This is a genomic window from Allokutzneria albata (assembly GCF_900103775.1).
GTDB lineage: Bacteria > Actinomycetota > Actinomycetes > Mycobacteriales > Pseudonocardiaceae > Allokutzneria > Allokutzneria albata.
In genome coordinates this window covers 2,304,835-2,326,347 of the sequence record NZ_LT629701.1, presented here as the reverse complement: position 1 = coordinate 2,326,347, position 21,513 = coordinate 2,304,835, and the positions used below count along the sequence as shown (strand labels likewise).

At 70.5% G+C, this 21,513-nt stretch carries 19 protein-coding genes; 6 read left to right on the top strand and 13 right to left on the bottom strand.

What is annotated here, in order from left to right:
• Position 1: 1 nt before the first annotated feature.
• Together BLT28_RS10540 and BLT28_RS10535 are read right to left on the bottom strand one after the other, a co-directional pair.
• Positions 2–1,270 carry an ABC transporter substrate-binding protein gene (locus tag BLT28_RS10540; protein ID WP_030433788.1) on the bottom strand — a complete coding sequence of 423 codons (1,269 nt, stop codon included), beginning with the start codon at positions 1,268–1,270 and terminating at the stop codon, positions 2–4.
• On the bottom strand, positions 1,267–2,511 hold the full coding sequence (locus BLT28_RS10535; protein ID WP_231950723.1) for a Gfo/Idh/MocA family protein: 1,245 nt from the start codon (positions 2,509–2,511) through the stop codon (positions 1,267–1,269). Before BLT28_RS10535 ends, BLT28_RS10540 begins: the two co-directional genes overlap by 4 nt.
• A gap of 100 nt (positions 2,512–2,611) precedes the next feature.
• Here BLT28_RS10535 and BLT28_RS10530 point away from each other — a divergent pair, with 100 nt between their 5' ends.
• Complete coding sequence (locus tag BLT28_RS10530; protein WP_030433790.1) at positions 2,612–3,751, top strand: ROK family protein; 1,140 nt, start codon at positions 2,612–2,614, stop codon at positions 3,749–3,751.
• A 94-nt stretch (positions 3,752–3,845) separates the two neighbouring features.
• A complete protein-coding gene (gene uppS, locus BLT28_RS10525; RefSeq protein ID WP_043814422.1) occupies positions 3,846–5,441 on the top strand; it encodes a polyprenyl diphosphate synthase in 1,596 nt (531 codons plus the stop codon).
• 23 nt (positions 5,442–5,464) lie between these two features.
• Here the strand turns inward: uppS and BLT28_RS10520 are convergent, their stop codons facing one another.
• The gene (locus tag BLT28_RS10520) at positions 5,465–6,112 is read right to left on the bottom strand and encodes a hypothetical protein (protein WP_030433792.1); all 648 of its coding nucleotides are present in this window, start codon (positions 6,110–6,112) and stop codon (positions 5,465–5,467) included.
• A 132-nt stretch (positions 6,113–6,244) separates the two neighbouring features.
• Entirely contained in the window at positions 6,245–7,465 is a 1,221-nt protein-coding gene (locus tag BLT28_RS10515; RefSeq protein WP_156051896.1) for a wax ester/triacylglycerol synthase domain-containing protein, read from the bottom strand.
• Between the two features lie 85 nt (positions 7,466–7,550).
• Here BLT28_RS10515 and BLT28_RS10510 point away from each other — a divergent pair, with 85 nt between their 5' ends.
• Positions 7,551–8,540 (top strand): glycosyltransferase, encoded by a 990-nt coding sequence (locus BLT28_RS10510; protein ID WP_083383711.1) that lies wholly within the window; start codon positions 7,551–7,553, stop codon positions 8,538–8,540.
• 16 nt (positions 8,541–8,556) lie between these two features.
• Here the strand turns inward: BLT28_RS10510 and BLT28_RS10505 are convergent, their stop codons facing one another.
• Positions 8,557–9,159, bottom strand: a complete 603-nt coding sequence (locus BLT28_RS10505; RefSeq protein WP_030433795.1) for a TetR/AcrR family transcriptional regulator — start codon at positions 9,157–9,159, stop codon at positions 8,557–8,559.
• A gap of 60 nt (positions 9,160–9,219) precedes the next feature.
• Between BLT28_RS10505 and BLT28_RS10500 the strand changes: the two genes are divergently transcribed.
• Entirely contained in the window at positions 9,220–10,062 is an 843-nt protein-coding gene (locus BLT28_RS10500) for an alpha/beta fold hydrolase (protein ID WP_030433796.1), read from the top strand.
• Here BLT28_RS10500 and BLT28_RS10495 read toward each other — a convergent pair.
• Both BLT28_RS10495 and BLT28_RS10490 read right to left on the bottom strand, forming a co-directional pair.
• Positions 10,059–11,177 carry an HNH endonuclease signature motif containing protein gene (locus BLT28_RS10495; protein ID WP_083383710.1) on the bottom strand — a complete coding sequence of 373 codons (1,119 nt, stop codon included), beginning with the start codon at positions 11,175–11,177 and terminating at the stop codon, positions 10,059–10,061. The two genes, BLT28_RS10500 and BLT28_RS10495, sit on opposite strands and share 4 nt — an antisense overlap.
• 444 nt (positions 11,178–11,621) lie before the next feature.
• Positions 11,622–13,007, bottom strand: coding sequence for a hypothetical protein (locus tag BLT28_RS10490; RefSeq protein ID WP_197684009.1), 1,386 nt, complete (start codon positions 13,005–13,007; stop codon positions 11,622–11,624).
• A 60-nt stretch (positions 13,008–13,067) separates the two neighbouring features.
• Here BLT28_RS10490 and BLT28_RS10485 point away from each other — a divergent pair, with 60 nt between their 5' ends.
• Complete coding sequence (locus BLT28_RS10485; protein WP_172806508.1) at positions 13,068–14,114, top strand: amidohydrolase family protein; 1,047 nt, start codon at positions 13,068–13,070, stop codon at positions 14,112–14,114.
• Here the strand turns inward: BLT28_RS10485 and BLT28_RS10480 are convergent.
• Both BLT28_RS10480 and BLT28_RS10475 read right to left on the bottom strand, forming a co-directional pair.
• Positions 14,086–14,736: a response regulator gene (locus BLT28_RS10480; RefSeq protein ID WP_030433733.1), complete on the bottom strand. Its 651-nt coding sequence runs from the start codon at positions 14,734–14,736 to the stop codon at positions 14,086–14,088. The two genes, BLT28_RS10485 and BLT28_RS10480, sit on opposite strands and share 29 nt — an antisense overlap.
• A complete protein-coding gene (locus tag BLT28_RS10475) occupies positions 14,733–15,827 on the bottom strand; it encodes a sensor histidine kinase (protein WP_052408257.1) in 1,095 nt (364 codons plus the stop codon). The genes BLT28_RS10480 and BLT28_RS10475 overlap by 4 nt, the downstream gene beginning before the upstream one ends.
• A gap of 110 nt (positions 15,828–15,937) precedes the next feature.
• Between BLT28_RS10475 and BLT28_RS10470 the strand changes: the two genes are divergently transcribed.
• Entirely contained in the window at positions 15,938–17,305 is a 1,368-nt protein-coding gene (locus tag BLT28_RS10470; protein ID WP_081900862.1) for a serine hydrolase domain-containing protein, read from the top strand.
• Here the strand turns inward: BLT28_RS10470 and BLT28_RS10465 are convergent.
• The 4 genes from BLT28_RS10465 to BLT28_RS10450 all read right to left on the bottom strand — a co-directional run bounded on the left by BLT28_RS10465 (position 17,302) and on the right by BLT28_RS10450 (position 21,381).
• The gene (locus BLT28_RS10465; protein ID WP_030433730.1) at positions 17,302–18,069 is read right to left on the bottom strand and encodes a trypsin-like peptidase domain-containing protein; all 768 of its coding nucleotides are present in this window, start codon (positions 18,067–18,069) and stop codon (positions 17,302–17,304) included. The two genes, BLT28_RS10470 and BLT28_RS10465, sit on opposite strands and share 4 nt — an antisense overlap.
• 54 nt (positions 18,070–18,123) lie before the next feature.
• Positions 18,124–19,536 (bottom strand): hypothetical protein, encoded by a 1,413-nt coding sequence (locus BLT28_RS10460; RefSeq protein WP_030433729.1) that lies wholly within the window; start codon positions 19,534–19,536, stop codon positions 18,124–18,126.
• Positions 19,533–20,057, bottom strand: coding sequence for a SigE family RNA polymerase sigma factor (locus BLT28_RS10455; protein WP_030433728.1), 525 nt, complete (start codon positions 20,055–20,057; stop codon positions 19,533–19,535). Before BLT28_RS10455 ends, BLT28_RS10460 begins: the two co-directional genes overlap by 4 nt.
• Positions 20,058–20,136: 79 nt before the next feature.
• The gene (locus BLT28_RS10450) at positions 20,137–21,381 is read right to left on the bottom strand and encodes a glycosyltransferase 87 family protein (RefSeq protein ID WP_162184958.1); all 1,245 of its coding nucleotides are present in this window, start codon (positions 21,379–21,381) and stop codon (positions 20,137–20,139) included.
• Positions 21,382–21,513 lie beyond the last annotated feature (132 nt).

The window sequence follows — 21,513 nt, the reverse complement described above, 5'->3', positions numbered from 1 at the left end:
GTCAGGCTCCCTGCGCGAACTCGGCGAGCTGCCGTTGCAGGGTGGACAACGCCTGCTCCGGCGTGGTCTTCCCGCCGAGCACCGCGTACACCTGCTCCTGGATCGCCGAGGACGCGTCGCCGTAGCGGACCAGGGCCGGACGCGGGCGCGCACCCACGATCGCGTCCTGGAGGACCTGGAGGTACGGGTACTTCGCCCGCAGCTCGGGGTCCTGGTAGATCGCCGTCCGCGTCATCGGGTACGCGGAGCCCTTCGCGTGCGTGCGCTGGGTGTCCACACTGGTCATGTACTTGATGAACTCCCGCGCGGTGGCCTGCTTCTTGGAGAAGGCCGACACGGCGAGGTTGTTACCGCCCAAAGTGGACACTCCGGGCCCGGACGCCCCGGGGATCACCGTCACCGCGAACTTGCCCGGCACCGCGGAGGAACCGTCCGTGGCGTTCATCAGCGCGTGGACGTAGGCCCAGTTGCGGTGGAAGAGCACCTTGCCCTGCTGGAAAGCCCGTCGGCCTTCCTCCTCCTTGTAGGTGATCGCGTCCGGCGGCACCGTGCCGTCGCGGAAACCCGACACCAGGAAGTCCAGTCCGGCCTTGGCCGCGGGCGTGTCCAGCTTCGGCTTGCCCTCGTCGTCGGTGACCTGGCCGCCCGCCGAGCCGACCGCCTCGGCGAAGTTGACCGTCAGACCTTCGTACTTGTCGTACTGCCCGGCGTAGCAGGACATGCCCGCCGCCTCGGGCAGGGCGAGCACCTTGGCGCAGGCGGCCTTCAGCTCCGCCCAGGTCTTCGGCGGGGCGACCCCGGCCCTGCCCAGCAGATCGGTGCGGTAGTACAGCATTCCGGCACCGGTGAAGTGCGGGATGCTGTACAGCTTGCCCCGGTACTCCGATCCCTTGAGCGGCGCGGCGAAGAACCCGTCCACGTCGAACTGCTCGCGGGGCAGCTCGGTGACCCAGCGCCGCGCCGCGAACTCGGCGTTCCACGGCAGGTCGATCGTGATCACGTCGTAGGTGTCGGACTTGGTCTGCGCCTGCTGGATCAGCTGCTGCCGCTGGCCGTCCGCGCCCTCCGGCAGGTCGATGATCCGCACCGTCTGGTCCGGGTGCTCGGCGTTCCACGCCTCCACCAGCTTCGGCACCGTGCCCGTGCCGTCCTTCAGCGTGGCGAACGTGATCGGGCCGCGCCCGTCGTTCGTGCCGGTGCCCTCCGGGGCCGACGTGCCGCAGCCGGTGACCACAAGGGCCGCGATTCCCAGTGCCAAAGCCCTTTTCATCGTGTTCCCTCCAGGTTGACGACGGTGCCGGTCCGGCGCGCCCGCTCCGCGGCCCACACCAGCCGGTGCGATTCCAAGCTGTCCCTGCCGTTGGTCAAGATCAGGCTCCGGTCGCCGGTGCGGACCGCCTCGATGAAGGCGTCGACGAGCCCCTGGTCCCCGCCGCCGTGCCCGTCGTCGGCGGTCGCCCCGCCCGCGGGCAACGGCCGCACGGTCTCCGGCCCGGTGAGGAAGTCGTGGACGGTGATGCTCTCCCCGTCGCCGTCCAGCGATCCGCGGGTGCCGAAGACGCGGGTCTTGCGGTGGCTGACGGGCGCGAACGCGGTCATGGTGAACGACGCGGTGACACCGCCGGTGTACTCGATGCCGACCACCTGGTGATCGACCACGTCGTTGTCGCACGCGTACACGCACCGGCCGTAAGGCCCGTCCCGCAGGGCATTGCGCACGCCTTCTTCCGTGCGGTCCGTGGTCACGACGGACAACGGCCAGACGCGGTCCGGCTCGTCGAGGAACGGCAGGTAGATCCGCGGCGCGGAGTACGGGCAGTCCGGCTCGACGGCGCAGTCCAGGCACCGGTCCGCCGCGCCCGCCGGTTTGCGCTCCGGCCGGAACTCGTAGAGCCCGCCGAAGGAGGAGACCCGCGCTGCCGGGCGACCGATGACGTGGGCCAGCCAGTCCAGGTCGTGGCAGGACTTGGCCATGAGCATGAACGTCGACTCGGCCTCGCGACGCCAGTTTCCCCGCACGTAGGAGTGGGCGTGGTGCCACCAGCCGACGGGTTCCAGGTGCTCGACGCTGACGATGTCGCCGATCCGCCCACTGTCGACGATCGACTTCAGCAGCCGGGTGTAGGGCGTGTAGCGCAGCACGTGGCAGACCGCGAGCAGCACCCCGGCCTCCTCGGCCGCCCGCACGATCGCCTCGCAGGCCGCCTCGGTGGTCGCCATCGGCTTCTCCAGCAGCAGGTGGTAGCCGCGCCGGGCCAGCTCGACGGCGGGCTCCATGTGCTCCTGGTCCTGGGTCGCGATCACCGCGATGTCGGCGAGGCGCGGCCGGGCCAGCAGGTCGCGCCAGTCGTCGAAGACCGCCTCCGGCGGCACGTCGTAGGAGTCCGCCAGCGCCTTCTGCGCGGCAGGCCGGGGTTCGGCCACCGCGACGACGCGCGCCTTCCCGGTCGCGGTCGCGCGCGCCGCGTAGGTCGCGCCCCGGCTGCCCGCCCCGACGATCGCCACGGTCACCACGCGGTCATCACCTCCCGCAGGGGTTATTAATGGAAGTTCCTTTAAATAATCGGCCATGGTCTACCATTCGCTCCGTGCGCTGGTCAAGGAAAACCGGATGAGCGGGAGCCCCTCGCTGCTGCGAGTGATCAACTCGGTCGCGGTGCTGTCGGAGCTGCGCGCGAGCAGCCCGGCGACCCTGGCCGACCTCGCCGCGGCCACCGGCCTGTCCCGGCCCACCGTCGAGGCCGCCATCGAGGACCTGATCGAGCAGGGCTGGGCCGCCGAGCTGGCCGCCGAGCCCGGCAGGCGGGTCGGGCGGCCCGCGCGCCGGTACCACTTCCGCGCCGACAGCGGCTACGTGCTGGGCTTCGACGTCGGCAGGCACCGGGTGATCGGCGTGCTGGCCGACCTCAACGGCCAGCAGGTGCACAGCCACGAGACCCAGGTGGACCCGCAGCTGGACGCCGACAAGCGGATCGCCGTCGTGCGCTCCGTCGCCACGAAGTGCCTCGCCCGCGGCAAGGTCGACCGCTCGCTGCTGATGGCCGCCGGGGTCAGCGTGCCCGGCATCGTCGCGCCGGACGGCACCGTGACGCTGTCCACCGTCCTGCCCGGCTGGAACGGCATCCAGCTCGCCCGCAGGCTGGAGAAGTCGTTGTCCTGCAAGGTGTTCGTGGACAACGACGCGAACGCCGCCGCGCTGGCCGAGCGCTGGCACGGCGTCGCCGGGGACGTCTCCGACCTGATCTACCTGCTGGTCGGGCGCCGGATGGGCGCCGGGCTGATCCTCGGCGGCCGGGTGCACCGCGGTTTCGGCGGAGCGGCGGGGGAGATCGGCCTGCTGGACCCGAGGAAGTGGGAGCTGCGCCGGGAGAAGCTGCTCGGTCCGGCCACCCAGGAGTCCATCGCCGACCGCGACCACCAGCTCACCGAGCAGATCATCGGCGACGCGCGCGCCGGGGCGCGGGAGGCCGTGCGGATCATCGACGACTTCTGCGAGGTGCTGGCGCAGCACGCGGTCGCGATGACGCTGACCATCGACCCGGAGCTGATCGTCGTCGGTGGCGGCCTCGGCGGCGCGGCCGATCTGCTGCTGCCCCGGATCAAGCGGCACATGGACAGCGCCTGCCTGCGCACGCCCGAGCTCGCCGCGTCGGCCGTCGGCCAGGAAGCCGTGGTCCTCGGCGCGGTCCGGCTCGCGCTCAACGCCGCCGACGAGGCCCTTCGGCAGCGGGCCGGAACCACCGCGCGCTGACTCCACCTGTCATCGCTGAACCTGATGACGGGGGGCCGCCGATACGGTGTGCCGCACCGGGTTTCGGCGATATCTGAACGGAGCGGGGTTCGGGGTGTCGGGCATCATCACGCCGGAGTTGCGTGAGTCCTATGACTTGTGCGAGCGCGTCAGCAAGGGCCGTCTCGGGCCTTTGTGGGCTGCGACCGAGTTGCTGCCCGCAGAGGTGAGGCCGCACTTCTGCGCCGTGGGCGGGTTCGCGGTGTGGACCGACGGCGTCGCCGACGAGGGCGAACCCGCCGACCGGGAACGGGTTCTGGCGCAGTGGTGCACGGACTCGCTGGCGGAGGCCCGCGCAGGCCGCAGTGAGCATCCGTTGCGGCGGGCGCTCGTGCACACGGTGCGCGAGTGGGATCTCGACGTGCAGATCGTGGAGGAGTTCCTGGAGGCCACGCGGGCCGACTGCGCGGCCCCGCCCGCGTTCGCGACGTTCGCGGACCAGCGGCGCTTCCTGCGAGGTGTCGCGGGAACGATCGCCGAGCTGGTGACCCCTTTGTTGCGCCCCGATCATCGGGAGGCGACCCGGTTGATGTCGCTGCTGGGCGAGCTGTGCCAGCTGGCGGACATCGCGCAGGACTTCCCGGTCGACCTCGCCGCGGGCCGTTGCTACCTACCGCGCGAGGACCTGGAACGGCTCGGCTTGGACCTGGGCGACATCCAGCGCGGTGAGCCGCGCGACGCCCTGGACGAGCTGATCGGGATCCAGGCCGCCCGTGCCCGGAACCTGCTGGAGCAGGTGACCCCGGTGGCCGGGATGGTGGACGTGTCCTGCCAGCCGTTCGTGCACGCGGTGGTCCTGGGCGCGGAGTTCCACTGGCGCGAGGTCGAGCGCCTCGGGGCCCGTGTGCTGGCCGAGGGCGTGGACTCGGAGGCGTTGCGCGAGGCCGCCCTGCGCCCGCGCCGGGAACCGCCGGGTGGCCTGGAGGTGCCCGCCCACGTCGCGGTGATCATGGACGGAAACCGGCGGTGGGCCGCTCAACGCGGTCTGCCCGCTCCCCAGGGCCACAGCGCGGGAATGCGGTCGGCGTTGCGGTTGATCGTGTCGGCGCTCCGGCTCGGCATCGCCCACCTGAGCGTCTTCGGCTTCTCCACCGAGAACTGGAGTCGTTCCCCGGAGGAACTGGCCCGCCTGTTCGACACGGCGAGCGAGGGGATCACGCGGGCCACGGAATGGCTGCACGAGCGCGGTGTGCGGGTGCGGTGGTGCGGGCACCGCGATCGGCTGGACGAGTCGGTGGCATCGGCGTTGGCGATCGTGGAGAACCTGACCTCGAACAACACCGTGCTGACGCTGAACGTCTTCGCCGACTACGGCGGCCACGACGAGCTGGTCTCCGCCGCCCGCGCGCTCGCGGCCGAGGCGGTCGCCGGGACGATCCGGCCCGAGGACATCGGACCCGCCGACATCGCCAGGAACTGCTGCGCGCCTGATCTGCCGCAGGTCGACCTGCTGATCCGCACCTCGGGTGAGCAGCGCATCAGCAACTTCCTGCCCTGGCACCTGGCCTACGCCGAGCTGGTGTTCGAGCCCGCGCCCTGGCCCGACTTCGGCCACCGGCACCTGCTGGCCGCGCTCGCCGACTACGCGGGCAGGCAACGCCGCTTCGGCAGCGACAGCCCGGGCGTGCCGGAACCGGCCGGGAGCGGTTGATCCCGGCCGGTTCCGTTGGTGCGTCAGGGCTTCGGCGGTGTGTACGTGCCCTCGGCGGTGAGGTGGCCCATGACCGTGTCGACGGTGAAGGGGGGCGCGCCCAGCGCCTCGGTGAAGGCCTTGAGCGACTGCTCGGTCGGGCGCACCGGAACACCGGTGATCCGGATCTTCATCGGCTGGCCCGGTGGCACGGGTGCCGCCACGAGACGGCCCTTGGCCAGGTCGCAGCGGCACACCGACTGTGCGCCGCCCTCGATGCCGTTGACCGTGCACTTGCCGGAGATCATCCCGTCGGTCAGCACGCTCTCCAGGTTGACCACCCGAGCTTCCCCGCTGGGCGCCCGCACGATCACGCCGCCGTCGAGGCGACCGCTGCCCTGCGCCTGCGCGAGCCTCGCCAGAGAGGGGTCACCCGTCGCCGTCCGCACCGGGAACCGCATGGCGATCCCGTCGGCGTCCTTGACCAGCTTGGCCGGCGCGACCGCCGCCACGGTGGCCTGGAAGCGGTCCAGCTGCGCCTGCGCGTGCCGGGTCCACCGGATCTCGACCCACGCGTCGGAGACCGAGCCCCACTTCTCGTTCGGGGTGGCACTGACCGCGGTTGCGGTGAAATGAGCCAGGAACGGCGCCGTCAGCGCCCCACCCAGCAGCGTTCGTCGCGTTGTACCCATCGATGTGCTGCCATCCTTCCCGGGCGCCAGGACACGGCCCTGGGATGATCTTGCTGCGCCCTCGGCGCCCCGGTCGAGCACCCGGCCGCCGACGACCCCTAAAGAAGGACAAGCGACGCAGATCGCCTTGGCTTACACCCCAAGGGCCTGCTGCCATCGCTGGTGCACGTGCTCCAGACCCGGCAGGGCGGGGTCGGTGGTGAAGCAGGCCGTCATCGTCCCGCGGTAGGTCAGGCACAGCACCGCCAGCGGGAACCGGTCCAGGCAGAACATCACCGGCTGCACGTACGTGGCCGGGACGCCGTCGAAACTCAGCTCATGGCGCAACACGACATGGGATGCCACCGGCGTCACCCGCTCCGGTTGCGAGGCGATCGACTGTCCGAGACGCAGGATTCCTCCGGGAATCCAGTCGAGGTTGTGGCGCAGCGCCAGCCGGTGCGGGGCCGACTTCAGCAGCTTGGTGGCGAGGGTGGTGCCGGGTAACCGGTGCGCGGCGGTATCCCCGCGGCCCGGCACCGCGACGCCGGTGAACGCGGTCCGGTTGCCGGGCTCATCCGCTTCCTCTGTGGCTCGAACACCGGCCGGAACCACGAACGGCACAGAATCACTGTCGTGCACGCTTCCGCCGTGTGCGGCTGACCATTGGGAAAGCGCCAGCGCGAGTCCGGCCAGGAAAACGTCGTTCGTGGACGCCCCGTGTCGACGGGCCAACTCCCGCACGCGGTCACGAGGCACCGCCGCCCACTGGAAGGACCGCTCAGAGGAGCGTTGTGCCGGGCGTACCCACGCCTTGCTCGCCCGGGCGACCGATGCAGCCATCATCGCCGCCTCGACGCGCTCTCGCGCGCCGGGAGGCCGCGCGCCCGCAAACCCGTGATAGGTCGCCGAGGACTCCGCCGCAGTCGGTGTCCGCTCGGTGAACAACACCTCCATCGCGCGCAGCATCGCGCCCGCATCCATCAGTGCGTGGTGCACCCGTAGCAGCACAGCGAACTCGTCAGCGGCGTAGTCGGCCACCAACCACATCCGCCACAGCGGCCCCGACTCCGGCAACGACTCGCGCAGCAAGTCCTGCACCGCCGCGTCGAGTCCACCCGGCGCCGTCCGCGACCTCACGTGCTCGACGAGATCCACCGATCCGACCGGTTTCCAGCGCCAGCTCTGCACATCCAGCTCGACCGCGAGCGCCGGGACACCTGCCAAGCGCTCAGTGACGTGCCGACGGAACCGATCCACCCCCGGCGACCGGCCCGCGAAGCGGACGAACAACCCGATGTACGGGCGGGTCATCACGGATGACGCCGAGACCTCCCAGAAAACCCGGTCCATCCCGGCGGCGTGAAACGACATCCCCGACAGCACCTCGATCAGCGAAACCGACAAGAAAGCGCGCAGCGCGGCGGTCGTGCGCCGGTGCGGTCGCTAGCATTTGATCATGCGGATCATCTACGCGGCACCGGAGATCACGGTCCCGGTGGGCGGCGTCCGGGTGCTGGCGAGGCACGTCGAGCTGCTGGCCCGGTCGGGATACGAGGCCGCGCTGTGGTTCCAGACGCCCGGCTACCGCTTCCCGTTCTTCGACTACGACGGGCCGGCGGTCGCCGGCGCCGAGGTCGACCTGGCCGCCGACGACCTGCTGGTGCTGCCCGAGGTGGGCATCATGCCCGGCATCGACCCGGCGCCCGGCGCGCGCAAGGTGATCTTCAACCAGAACCACTTCCACATGTTCACCACCTGGGAATCGGACTCGGATTACCCGGGCTGGGACCCGGCGCCGTCGGTGTGGGCGGTGTCGCTGGAGAGCGCGGAGGTGTTGAGCCGGATAGTCCCGGGGCTGCCCGTGGCTCTGGTGCCGAACTCGGTCGACACGGAGCTGTTCCGCCCCGGTGACCGTCGCGAGTGGACGGTCGCGCTGATGCCGCGCAAGCGCCGGCAGGAGATGTCGTTGCTGAAACGCCTGCTGCGCAACGATCCCAGAGTCTCCGTGCGGAAGCTGGCCGGGGTGCCGGAGCGCGAGGTGGCCCAGGTGCTGGGCGAGACCTCGGTGTTCGTCGCCCTGGGCGCGTTCGAGAGCTTCGGCCTGCCGGTGGCGGAGGCGCTGGCGAGCGGGTGCCACGTCGTGGGCTACCCGGCAGGTGGCGGTGTGGACCTCTTCACCGCGCCTGGGACCTTCGAAGTGCCGGACGCGCGTCCGGCTCTCCTCGCCGACGAAGTGATCCGCGTGCTCGGCGCTCCTGATGCGCGCGTGCGCGCGGAGTCGCGGGCGTGGATCGAGCAGCACCACAGCTTCGAGGTCGCCAGGGAGGCTTTGGTGAAGGCCGTCGAGGGAGCCCTCGCGCGGCCTGGCGCGGCGGCGAGGGCAACCCATCCGATGGCCGCCATGACGGAGTTCGTCGCGAAGGTGCACGCCGCGCGTCCGACATGACGGCCGCCCCCTTTTCCTAGGACACGACGAGGCCCCGTACCAGGACGCCGACGATCTGCGTGATCTCCTCCTGCGCGACGGCCTGGTCCTCGGCGGCGTTCACGTAGAGCGCGGCCTCGTCGGCGACGGCGAGCAGGATGTGCGCCAAGGGCCTGACCGGCAGCGATGGCAGCACTCCGTCCTCGGCGGCCTGCGCGAGCACGGACTGGATCAGCCCGAGGATGTGCGGCTGGCAGATCGCCCGCCACCGCGCCCAGCCGAGCACGGAAGGGCCGTCCAGCAGCACGATCTGCCGCACCGCCGGGTCCTCGCAGGCCTCCAGCCACGCTGTCAGCGCGCCCGTCATCACCGCGACCAGGTCGTCGCCGCCGGTCGGCATCGCCGCGACCAGGCGCTGCGTGACCGTGTCCTCGACATCCGCCAGGACCTCGGCGAACAGCTCGGTCTTGTCGCCGAACTGGTGGTAGAGCGCGCCCCGGCTGACCCCGGCCTCGCGTACCAGGGTCTCGGTGCCGACGCCCGCGAACCCGTGCTCGGCGAAGAGCTTCCGGCCCGCCGAGATCAACGCGGCGCGGGTCGCCGCCGTCCGGTCCGCTTGTGTCCGGCGTGACGCTTTCATACAGTCCGTCCGAAAGTTGCGTGCAGGTTGTATGTAACTTGCTGCCGACAAAGGAGTCGCATGCAGATGATCGACCTCCCCGGCGGTGCCCTCAGGTACCGCGCCGCCGGACCCGAGCGTTCCGCCGCCCCTCCCGTGGTGTTCGTACACGCCTTCCTCGCCAACGGCGCGGTGTGGTCCCGTGTGGCCGATCTCCTCGCCGAACGAGGTGTCCGGTCGTACGCGCCGGATTGGCCGCTCGGTGCGCACAGCGTGCCGCTCGATCCCGACGCCGACCAGTCGCCACGCGGCGTCGCCCGGCGCATCCTGGTCTTCCTCGACGCGCTGGACCTGCGCGACGTCGTGCTGGTCGGCAACGACACCGGCGGGGCGCTCGTCCAGTTCGTCCTCGACACCGACGCGAGCCGGGTCGGCGGCGTGGTGCTGACCAACTGCGACGCCTTCGACAAGTTCCCGCCTTTCCCGTTCAGCGTCATGTTCCGGTTGCTCAAGGGCAAGCACCGGATGAAGGCCAGCCTGCTCCCGATGCGCAGTCGCGTGTTGCGCCATTCGCCGCTGGGCTTCGGGCTGCTCTCGCGCAACCTCGACGCCGACCTGAGCCGGTCCTTGATCGAGCCCGCGCTCACCCGGCCCGATGTCCGTGACGATGCCGTTCGCTTCCTCCGAGCCGTTGATCCGCGCGACCTGCTGGACGTGTCGACCCGGCTGAAGAACTACCGGGGCCGGGTCCGGATCGTGTGGGGGACCGCCGATCGCGCGTTCACCCCCGCCCTCGGCCGGCGCCTGCAAGGAGCCTTCCACGACGCGGAGTTCGTCGAGGTCCCGGGCTCCAGGACGTTCGTGCAGCTCGACGCGCCACAGGTGCTCGTCGACCAGATCGCCGACTTCGTGGAACGCCCCTAGAAGGGTGCGGGTTCGGCGATGGGTTCGAGTTCGGTCTCGATCACCTTGCCACTCGGCGTCGTCCACACATGCGTCCCATCGGGGCGGTTCTCGCAGGACCAGTTGGAGTGGGTCTTCATCCGGTGGTGGTGGCGGCACTTGGGCCGCAGATTCTGCACCGTGGTGTTGGTCCCGTCGAACGGGCAACAATGATCCAGGTCGCAGCGGTGCGCCGGTTGGTTGCAGCCGACCATCGTGCACGTCGGATACCGCGCGTTGATGAGTTCCCGTTGCGCCGGGGTGGGCCGGTAGGTGGTGATGTGCTCCGCCATCCCGGTCACCGGGTCGGTCAGGATGCGCTTCCAGATCCCGTTCGCCGCGACATCGGCCACGATCGGGGCGGGCAGCGGCCCGTACCCGGTGAGCATCACCGGGTCCGTAGTCAAGCCCAGGATGTTCGTGATCGGCATGGTCAGGTTGACGCACACCTCACCCTGCGGGGCGGGTGTTTCCCTGCCCATCAACAGATCCGCGGCCACGTCGGATCGTTTCTGGTCCAGCGTTCGGTCATCCTTCGGCAGTGCCCGCGCGATGCGGTCGATCCGATCGAAGGCCAAGGCCGCGTCGAGGGCAGGCAAAACGACGCGCAGGGAGCACATGCCGTCGTCGAGGTTGAACTTCTCCACCAACCGCTGCTTGCGCTTCTCCTCATGACGCCGCAACGCCGCCTCGGCATCCAGCTTGAGGACATAGCGCCGGGCATAGCGTTGGCTCGCGGTGTAGTTGTGCGATGCCGCATGCGCGATCAACACGGGTTCGGCGATGGCCTGGTTGGCGGCGTCGAGGACACTGACCTGATCGATGATCATCAACGCCTTGCCCTCGTCGATCCGCCCCTCCGACAACGCTTCCAACACCGCCGGGTGCTCTACCAGCGACATGGCGCGGTCGATGAGCTTGTTGCCCTTGACCTGGGAGACACGCAGCAGCGGCATCAGGACATCCCCGGCGTACTGCTGCACTTGCGGGTCGAGGTCGTCATAGAGCTTCATCAGGGTTGAGGCGAAGTCCGCGACAGCCTTACCGATGGCGGCGTAGGCGGCGACGAGTTCGTCTTCGATATCGGCAGGGGCCATACTCCTATTTTAGCGTCTGCAAATAGTGGATCATGGCTCTACGGAGTGAACTTTCCCTTATCGCCCAACGGTTCCAGCCCTAACGCAGGTCCCAGCAAACGGAAGCCGGGAACCCAGCCGAGGCTTTACCTGGGGTGCGCGTGCCATACGCTTCCCGCGAGGGCCGGAGTTTCATCCCGTGCCCCGTAAGGCCCACGGGCACGCGCAAGGGGCCCCAGGTCAAGCCGACCCCACGCCGGAACCAGCCACACCCCGCTGGAAACAGCCAGCCCCCGCCGGAACCAGCCACCCCCCGCTGGGAAACAGCCGACCCCACGCCGAAACCAGCCACCCCCCGCTGGGAAACAGCCGACCCCACGCCGGAACCAGCCACCCCCCGCCGGAACCAGCGACCCCACGCCGGAACCGGAGACCCCTAACAAGAAGCCCAGCCAACCCCGAAAGCTACGCGTCAATACCCACCCCGGGCACATGACGCAGAACCCACTCGCGTGCAGCGGACAGAGCGGGCCAGTGCGTGCCACCCGGGCGCGGGTACACCCTCATCGCGTAGTCGGCCGGAACGTAGCCGGAATCGTAGAAGCAGCCGGTGCCGTAAGTGGCGTCGAACGCCGGGCAGGCGTCCGCGATCCCGGCGGCGGTGGGCTTGCTGCCGGTGCGAACCCACTGCGCCAGCGCCGAGATCGCGGCGGCGTACTCGGAGTTGCTGAGGCCGCTGTGGTCTCGCTCCGTGGTGAAGGTCTGCACGAGCTTGTCGGCGGTCCCAGCGCCCTGACGGCTCGCGCGGTAGGCGCTCTCGTGCTGGACGAAAGCGGTCGGATCGTCGATCGCGTGCAGCGTGAGCGTCGGGATCGATACGGCACCGGTCGGATCGCTGTCGAAGGACCGATCCCTTGCGGCGGAAGGGTTTGCGGAGAAGCGCTCGACCCCGGCGTTGAGCGCGGCGTCGTCGTGCGAACCGGTGTAGCGGATCGTCCGGTTGTCGAACGGGTTCCGCCCGCCGAGCCGGTTGTGCACGATGTCCCGGAACGTGAAGGTGGCGAAGCGCAGGTGCGATTCGAGCGCACGCTCCGGAATCCGTGTCACAGCAAGGATGTCGTCGAGGTTGCGCTGCTGTGCGGCAGTGCGCTCGCTCGGCCGTGACTCGAAGCCGGTGCACTCCTGGAGCCGTGCACTCAGCCCCGCTGAGGTCAGCGTGGAGTCCTTGCGCACTCCCATCCACAGTGGATACTGCGGTTCGGTCGGTCGCGGGTGGTTCCCGCAGTAGTACTGGTAGACCACGCGCAGGTCCAGGCGGTAGTCGTAGCCGCGCGAACCCCCGGCGAGCACGCCGTTGGTGAGCAGCACGCCGTCGTAGCCCCGGTAGATCTCGGCGACCTTCGCAGCCACGTTGCCGCCCCAGGACTGGCCGTGCACGAACGTCGTCCGCGGTCTGCCGAAGGTGGAGACGAAGAGCTTCCGCAGGTTCTCGGTGTCCTCGGCGGCCATCCGCGCGCCGTAGCCACCGCGGCGGTAGGCCGAACCGGCCCACGCGTAGCCCTCGCGCACCATCACCGCCCAGCGCCCGAGGTCGTCGATGCTGCGCTCCGGATCTGAGCCCACGGTCAGATCAGGCCCGCCGTGGCTGTGCATCACCAGCGACCCGTTCCACATCTCGGGAACCGCGATCGCGTAGTAGGCGCCGCTGGAGTCCTTGCCCGTGAAGCACTTCGCGGCCACCGTGATCTGCGCCGGACACGCGATGCCAGTCGGTCGCCCGGCCCCGATCGCGGGCGTTGCCATGCTCAGGCTCAGCGCGACCACTACCACCGCGCTCCGACGTACGCCCACGCCCAACCTCCCGCTCGGGGCAAGATGTGCCGACAGCATAGACACGAGGGGGGAGAGTGCGTGGCGTTCACGATCAGGGGTGTGGTCTTGCCGGAGCGCGAGGAGCGGGTGCTTCGGATCGACGGCGATCAGGTGCGCAACGCGACTGAGGGTGACGACGGCGAGTTGGTGGCGGACGGCGTGTGGCTGCTGCCGGGGCTCGTCGACGTGCACACGCACCCGGGCACGGAGAAGCCGGGGGACGAGTTCGACGAGGAGCGGTTCCGGCGCCACATGGTCGAGCACCGCGACGCGGGCGTGCTGCTGGTGCGGTCGCCGGGCTCGGCCGACCGGGACTCGGGCCGGGTTCGCGATGACGTGGATCTGCCGCGGTTGCGTTCTGGCGGGCAGTGGCTGGCGACGCCGGGCCGGTTCTACCCCGGTTTCGGTCGCGACATCGCCGAGGCGGACCTGGTGCCCGCGGCGGTGGAGGAGGCACGGGCGTCCTCTGGCTGGTGCAAGATCATCGGTGACTGGACGGACGGTGAGCCCGCCGTGCCGCTGGAGGTGTTGACCGCCGCGGTGGAGGCCGTGCACGCGATCGGCGGCCGCGTCGCGGTGCACTGCCAGACCGCGGAGGGATGCCGGAACGCCGTGCTGGCCGGGGCGGACAGCCTCGAACACGGCATGTACCTCGACCACGACCTGCTCCCGCGGATGGCCGCGCAGGGAACCGCGCTCGTGCCGACGTTCACCACGTTCGCCAAGATCGTCGACAAGCTGGACAACGCTCCGCCGGACTTCCGGGACTGGCTTCTCGGGGGCTGGGAGGGCATGCCCGCGACGGTCCGCGCCGCGCACGAAGCCGGGGTCGTGGTGCTGGCGGGGACGGACAGCACGCCGTGCGGCACGGTCGCGGGCGAGATCGAGTGGCTGATCCGCTCGGGGGTGCCCCCGGAGGTCGCGGTGGGCGCGGGTTCCTGGACCGCTCGGTCGTGGCTCGGCCTGCCCGGCATCGTCGACGGCGCGCCCGCCGATCTCGTCGCGTACGAGGCCGATCCGGTCGAGGACCCGGCGGTCCTGTCCCGTCCGAGCCGGATCATCCTCCGCGGTCGCCTGATCCGTTGAGCCCGGCTTCGTAGCCCGCGATCACCAGTTGTGCGCGATCACGGGCGGCGAGCTTCGCCATGAGGTGCCCGATGTGCGTCTTGACCGTGTGGCGGCTCAGGTGCAGCCGTTGCTCGATCTCGGTGTTGGACAGCCCCCGGGTGATCAGCGCGAGCACCTCGCGTTCCCGAGGGGTGACCCCGTCCAGCCGCCGCGGTGCGGGAGCGCGGATGAACTCCTCGATGAGCCGGTGGGTGACGCTCGGCGCCAGCAGTGCCTCGCCCGTGGCGACCGTCCGGACGGCGTCGAGCAACCGGGGCGGCGGGACGTCCTTGAGCAGGAAGCCGCTCGCACCCGCGCGCAGCGTCGCGTAGACGGCCTCGTCGAGGTCGAACGTGGTGAGGATGAGGACCTTCGGCGCCTTGGGGAGCGCGGTGATCCTCGTGGTGGCGGCGATTCCGTCCATGTCGGGCATGCGGACGTCCACCACGGCGACGTCGACCGGGAGCCTGACGGCCAGCTCGCAGGCTTCGCGCCCGGTGCTCGCCTCGGCCACCACCTCCATGCCGGGGTCCGCATCCAGGAGCTGCCGCACGGTGGCGCGGTACAACGGCTCGTCGTCGGCGAGCAGCACGCGGATCATGGCTTCGCCTCACCGTCGAAGGGCAGCGTGGCCTGGACCGTGAACGTGCCACCGGGCGCGGCGCCCGCGTGCAGGGTGCCGCCGTGGAGGGCGACGCGTTCGCGCATGCCGAGCAGCCCGTGCCCGGGTGGACCCGCGGGTGCCGTCGTTCCCTCGTTGACGACCGTGATGACCAGACTGTCCGGCTCGACGACCGCGCTCAGGCGGCAGCGCGGCGGACGGCAGTGTCGCCGCACGTTCGTGAGCGCCTCCTGAACGATGCGGTAGGCCGACGTCCGCACCGCGGCGGGCACCGCGGACAGGTCGGCGTGCTCGGCGGTGACGGTGACACCGGCGGACCGCGCTTCCTCGATGAGCTGGTCCAGCCCGGCGGTGGCGGAGCTGTCCCGCATCGCGCCCAGCACGGTTCGGACGTCGCTGAGCGCGGCGCGGCTGACCTGTTCGATGGTGCGCAGTGCCTCCTCCTTCTCGTCGGGATGGCTCGCCGTGATGTGCGCGGCGACGGCGGCCTTCATCGCGATCAGGCTGAGGTTGTGCCCGACCACGTCGTGGATGTCGCGGGCGATCCGCAGCCGCTCCTCGGTCACCGCCTGCTCTGTGCGCAGGGCGGCGAGCTCGGCCGCCTGGAGCCTGCGTCCGCGGACGACCGCGCCCAGCGCCCACGAACCCGCCAGGGCGAAGGCGCTGTACAGCAGCGTGGCGACCGGGGTCGTGCTGAACGACTCGGTGCCTTCAGACGGCGGGACGAGCGGCAGACCCGGGATGGTCGTCACCGCGATGCCCGCGCCCAGCACGCACGTCGCGGCTCCGGCGAACCACAGCGCGCTCGTCCCGGCCGCTGCGACCGGGTAGAGCGCCAGCACGACGGCCAGCAGCGCGGCCTCGGTCGCGGAGCCGACGACGATGCCGGTCGCGGCGGCCAGCGACACGACCACGAGGACGGGAACGGGCGCGCGTCGGCGCACGGCGAGCGGTGCGCCGAGCATGACGGCCAGGCTCCAGGCGAACGGATCTGCTTGGGGCGCACGGAAAACAGTCAGCAGCGCGACCAGGAGGGCCGCGACCGCATCGGCCGCCACGAGTTTCCGCATGGGACCACCGTAAGCGGAGCGCATCGCCGTGAACTCAGACCACGGTCTGATATTCAGGGGTCGGACCACGGTCCGATGTGGAGCGAGCCGATCCCGCCCAGACTTCGAGCGTGCTCAGTTCATTCCTGTCCGCGTTGGCCGTCGCCGCCGCTGCCGCCGTCACCCCTGTCGCGGACCTGCCTGCGGCGATTGATTCCCTTGTCGCGCAATACAAAGAAGATGCCGCCGTGCCGGGCGTCGCGGTGGCCGTCACCCGCGGCTCCTCGGTGGTGCACATCGCGGGACACGGCCGCACACCAACGGGTGAAGCAGTGTCCGACCGCACGATATTGCCGGTGGCGTCGGTCAGCAAGTCCATGACAGCGCGGGCCGTGCTGACGCTCGTGGAGAACGGCCGCATCCGGCTCGACGACCCCGTGATGACCCACCTGCCCGAGTTCGTGATGGCCGACCCCCGGGCCGCAGCGATCACGGTGCGAATGCTGCTCGACCAGACCTCGGGCATGTCGGACACGACCATCAAGTCGTTCAGCGGCCCCGAAGTGCGCACCCTGCGTGAGGCCGTCGCGGCGATGCGTGGCTCCGTGCTCGCGGCGGCGCCCGGTGCCAGGTGGGAGTACCACAACCCGAACTTCCAGGTGGCGGCTCGCCTTGTCGAGGTCGTCAGCGGACAGCCGTTCGCGGAGTACTTGTCCCGCAACGTTTTCGAGCCGCTGGACATGAAGGACAGCCGCAGCGTCAACACCGCGGATGATCTGCCGCCGAGCGCGCGCGGGCACGTGAAGGTTCTCGGCATGCCGTTCGCGTTACCCGAAACCCCGGGCTTCGGCAACGGCTCCGGGGGAGTGCTCAGCACCGCGCGGGACATGGCTGCCTGGCTGATCGCGCAGAACCAGCGAATTCCTGTCGAGACGTCGAGTTCGTACGCCCTGGGGTGGTTCGTCGGCAAGACGGAGTCGGGGCAGCCGCTGATCCACCACGGCGGCGACCTCATGACTTCGACCGCGTACCAAGCACTTCTGCCCGCATCGGGTTACGGCATCGCGGTCATGGCGAACACCGGGACCCAGTACCGCGACGCCCAGTCGATCGGCGAGCGGTTGATCGCTCTGCTCGAAGGCAGGCCGGTTCCGCCACCGAACGGCCCGCCCGTCTTCAACGACGCCGTGCTGCTCCTGCTCGCCGTGCCGATCGCGGGTCTCGCGGTCCGCGGTGTCCGTCGCGCGCGCGAGCGGCGGCGATCAGTGCTGTGGTTGCTGGTGCTCCTGGTTCCACTCGTGCTCGTCGTCTCCGTCCACCACGTGGTCGGTTTCCTGTACCGGGGCCGCGATGTCGCGTGGTCGCAGGTGTTCTACCTCTACCCGACGTTCATGGCCACACTCGTGGTGACGGCCCTGGGCTGCGCCGCCGTGTTCGGTGCCAGGCTCGCCGCGATGGTGCGGCGCGCCCGTGAGGACGCGCCGCACGCGGGGCACTAGGGAGCGACCGGGGTGAACCCGGCGCCCGCCTGCCCGCGCTTGTTCATGTCGGCGAGGATGGCGGTCATGGAGGTGCTCAGCCCGGCGGCCCACTGGTTGCCGATGAGCTTGTTGTTCAGCACCACCGGGGAACCGGAGTCACCGGGCCCCTCCCAGATGGTGTGGGCGAAGTACGGACCGCTGGTGCTCACCATGAATCCGCAGGTGAGCCCGGTGGTCTGGCCCTGCTTGCACATGCGGGTGGCCGGCGTGGGCGGGGTGCCGATCCCATCGATGGTGATGTCGCCGACGGTCGCGGTCGGAACGACCTTGGACTTGTCGAACTTGATCACCGAGTAGTCCAGGCCCGGGTTGGTGGGGCTGCCCACCGGGTTGCTGAGGCTGACGTGGACGACCTCGCCGATCACGCCCGTCGCCAGGTCGGTCTCGGAGGTCTTGGCGGGCTGCGCGGCCGTGCCCGGCTTCGCCTTGTTGTAGTAGATCTTGTCGCCAAGCACCGGCTTGTTGTCGTCGCCGTAGAAGCAGTGGGCGTTGGTCAGGCCCACCAGGTCGCCGAACTTGTCGTGGCCGATGGTGGTCATCGTGCACCAGGTCGCGCCGTGCGCGGGGACGGGCTTGCCCTTGCCGAAGACGATGCCGGAGCCGCCGCCGACGCGCACCGTCCCGGGCTGCTCGGGGGCGGCGACCGCGGAGGAAGTGGAGGCGCCCGTCACCAGCGCCAGCACGGCGGCACCGGTGAGGGCGGTCGCTCTCAGTCGATTCATGGGCGCGACCGTAGGCACGGCCGCTGAAATGCGAATGAAATCAACTGTTCGATGTCACTTGAGCAGCGCGACGTCCACCGTCGCGAGTTCGGGCGCGACCACTTGGACCGTGGTGGCCGTGTCGGGGATGAGGGCCGCGTCGCCGGGCAGACCGTTCCACTGCCCGGTGTCCGAACGCCATTGCAACCGCCCGCCCTGGCGCGCCACGATCCACCCCTGGCCGTCCGGCAGCCGCAGCTGGACCGGTAGTGCGGAACCGCCTCCGGTCGGCGCTCCGTAGAGGACCTGATCGACCACGTCGCCCCGGTACAGCACCGCGTAGATGTGGACGGCACCGTTGATCGGTTCCTCGCCCACGATGGCCGTGCGCCCGTCGGGCAGTGCGGCCGTGATGTGCCAGCCGCCGGGCTGCCCCCCGCCCGCCCGCTCGGACAGCTTTCGGCCGCGGAAGGCGGGGTCGCTGTAGCCCCGCTGGGCGAGCACGTCGGTGAAACGGCGCACGCGCTCGGCGAAGTCCAGCCGGGGTCCACCGAGGTCACCCCGAACGCTCGTCCAGCCGAGGTGGCTGAAACTCCCCCCGGTGCCTCGGCGGGTCACCATCCCCCGGGAGCGCGACGTCGGGAACGGCTGCACGCGATCCTCCGGCGGGATCGTCGCACCCGGGTCGGCTTGGAGGCGTTTGGTGAACGCCGGATCGGTCTGCAGGTACGGCGAAGGCTGGGCCGGCTGCTCGATGTCGGCGACCGCCACTCCGTCCCGGTAGTCCAGCTCCTTCCAGCTCCGCGTGACTTTGCCGTCCTTGTGCACGTCGGCCCTGTGGGAGACGTAGCGCGCCCGGCTCTCCTGGAGCGCGACCACCGTGTTCCCGGCCGGGCCGAACTGGAAGACCTCGTCCTCGTCGTGCCCGGCGCCCTTGACCACGACGCCCAGCAGGTGAACGCCCTTGTCGACGGCATCGGTGCCGACCAGTCCGACCGCGGTGGACGTGGCGTCCACGACGTCGTCGCACGCGCGTGTCGCCCGGAGCGGCTGCATGACCACGGAAGCGGGACCGTTCCCGGTGCGTCCTGCCCAGTACACGCGGGGCTCCCCGAACACCTCCCAGCAGTTGGCGGACAGGCCGGTGAAGGTGAACTCGAGCTGGGCCTGGAGCTCGCGGTTCCACAGGATGCGGGACTGGCTGAGGAACTCGGCGTCCCCGGCGAGGTCACCGCCGGTGGGCCGGGACAGCCGGGGATCGTCGGCCGGGGTGATGTGCGCCGAGTCGGCCACCCACGCCGGCACGCCGGAGATCAGGCCGCCGACCAGTGCGGTGACCGCGAGCGCGCTGCCGATCATGGCGCCTCGGACCCGCTTCCGCCGCCGCTTGCCCCGGTGCAACGCGGCCTCGGCGAAGCCGGCCGGAGTGTCCACATCGGACACCGCGGCGCGCAGCACCCGTCCGAGGGCGTCGCTGTCGGTGTTCATCGCGGTTCCTCCACGGGGGCGCCGGCCAGCTCGATCAGGCCGCGCAGCTTGCTGAGGCCGCGCGAGGTCTGGCTCTTGACCGTGCCCGTCGAGCACCCCAGCAGGTTCGCGGTCTGCTCCTCGGAGTAGTCCTCGAAGAACCTGAGCACGATCACCGCCCGCATCCGGGGTGGCAGCTGGGCCAGCGCACGCATCGTCATGTCCCGCACGACCAGCTGGTCCTCGTGGCCGTCCTCCACGGACAGGCGTTCGCCGACGACGACGTCGTCCCACTGGGCCTCGGCGACCCGCCGCGACCGGCGCCGCCACCGGTGTTTGGCGGCGTTGAACAGCGCCGCGCGCACGTAGGGCTCGGGATCGCCGACGATCCGGTTCCACCGGCAGTACACGCGAGCCAGCACGTCCTGCAGCAGGTCCTCCGCGGCTCCCCGGTCCCCGGCGCAGAGCAGCCGGGCGGTTCTGAGCAACGCCGAGGATCGCTCGCGGACGAACTCCACGAACCCGTCGTCAACCGTTGCCATCGCCACCTCGTGCCCGCGACCCCGCGCCATCCCCGGCGCCGTTCTCATGGCGACAGGCAGAGGGACCGCCAAGACCCCCTCATCGGCGGTTCTCATCGTCACCCCCCAGACCGACCTGTGCCCTCTCACCTGTTCGGATCCCGGCGTCACCGGAAAGGTTGTCACCGGGGCGCGACCGATTCCGGACGAGCAGCACCGCCAGCGAGACGACGGCGGTCAGGAAGAACGCGTTGCCCCAGGGCCACTGCGCCGCGGTCCAGGTCAGCTCGACCTTCCCGCCGCCGGGAACGTACTGGTGGGGGCCGGCGAACAGCACTGCGGCGGCCACCGCGGGCGCGAGCAGGCTCCACCTCGGCCTGCGCACCAGCGCGGCGGCGACGGCCGTGGTGAGCACCGCCACCCAGACCCAGTGGTTGCTCCACGACACCGGCGAGCACAGCAGCCCGGCGGCCGCCACGACGAGCAGCGCGGGGACCTCGCCCCGGACCCGCCGCAGGATGAGCCAGGTCATCGCTAGCGTGATCAGGACGCCGACCGCCCAGAACGGGAAGACCTGCCCGTCGACCAGGCCGAAGCGACCGATGAGCCCGCGGAGGGACTGGTTGGTGAAGAACTCCGGCCCGCCGATCCGGTCGGTGTTGAACAGCGTCGAGAACCAGTACCGCACGGAGTCCTTGGGCGTGGCGAGGAAGCCGACCGCCACGGTGCCCGCGAAGGTCGCGATCGTGGTCAGCGCGGGGCGGACGCGGCCGGAGGCGAGGAAGTACAGCACGAAGATCGCCGGGGTGAGCTTGATCCCGGCCGCGATTCCGACCAGCAGCCCGCGCGGCCACGGGGTGCGGGGGAGCAGGCAGTCCGCGACGACCAGGGCCATCAGCAGCGTGTTGACCTGGCCGAGCCCGATCGTGGCGAGCACCGGCTCCGACAGCACCGAGAGCGCGGCCACCGCGACGCCGAGCCCCCGCGCGCCCGCAGTGGCCAGCCCGCACCTGCGCGCGACGATCACGCAGGCCACCGCGAGGGCCAGGGCGCTCGCGGTGGTCAGCACGTAGCCCATCGCCTTCAACGACAGCGGTGTCAGCAGGCTGAACAGAACGGCCGCGAACGGCGGATACGTGAAAGGCAGCTGGTACACCAGCGGACGCGGCGGGAATCCTTCGTCGTACAGGTGCCGCCCGGTCAGCCAGGCCTCGCCGCCCGCGCGGTAGACGTCGAGGTCGACTAGCGCGGCGCCGGACGCCTGCCACAACGCGAGGGCGAGCACGGCCAAGACGCCCGCCACCAGCACGACGGGCCGCCGCAGGTGTGCTTCAACAGTGGTCACGCACAGGAACAGCCCGCCGGAGCGCGCCGAGTTGCGAGCGAAGCCGGTGTTGTGGAACTTCCGAACCCTCGCAACGCGACGGCCCGTCCCGGTGTCCGCGCGCGTGCTACTCCCTCCGGGAGTGAACCCAAT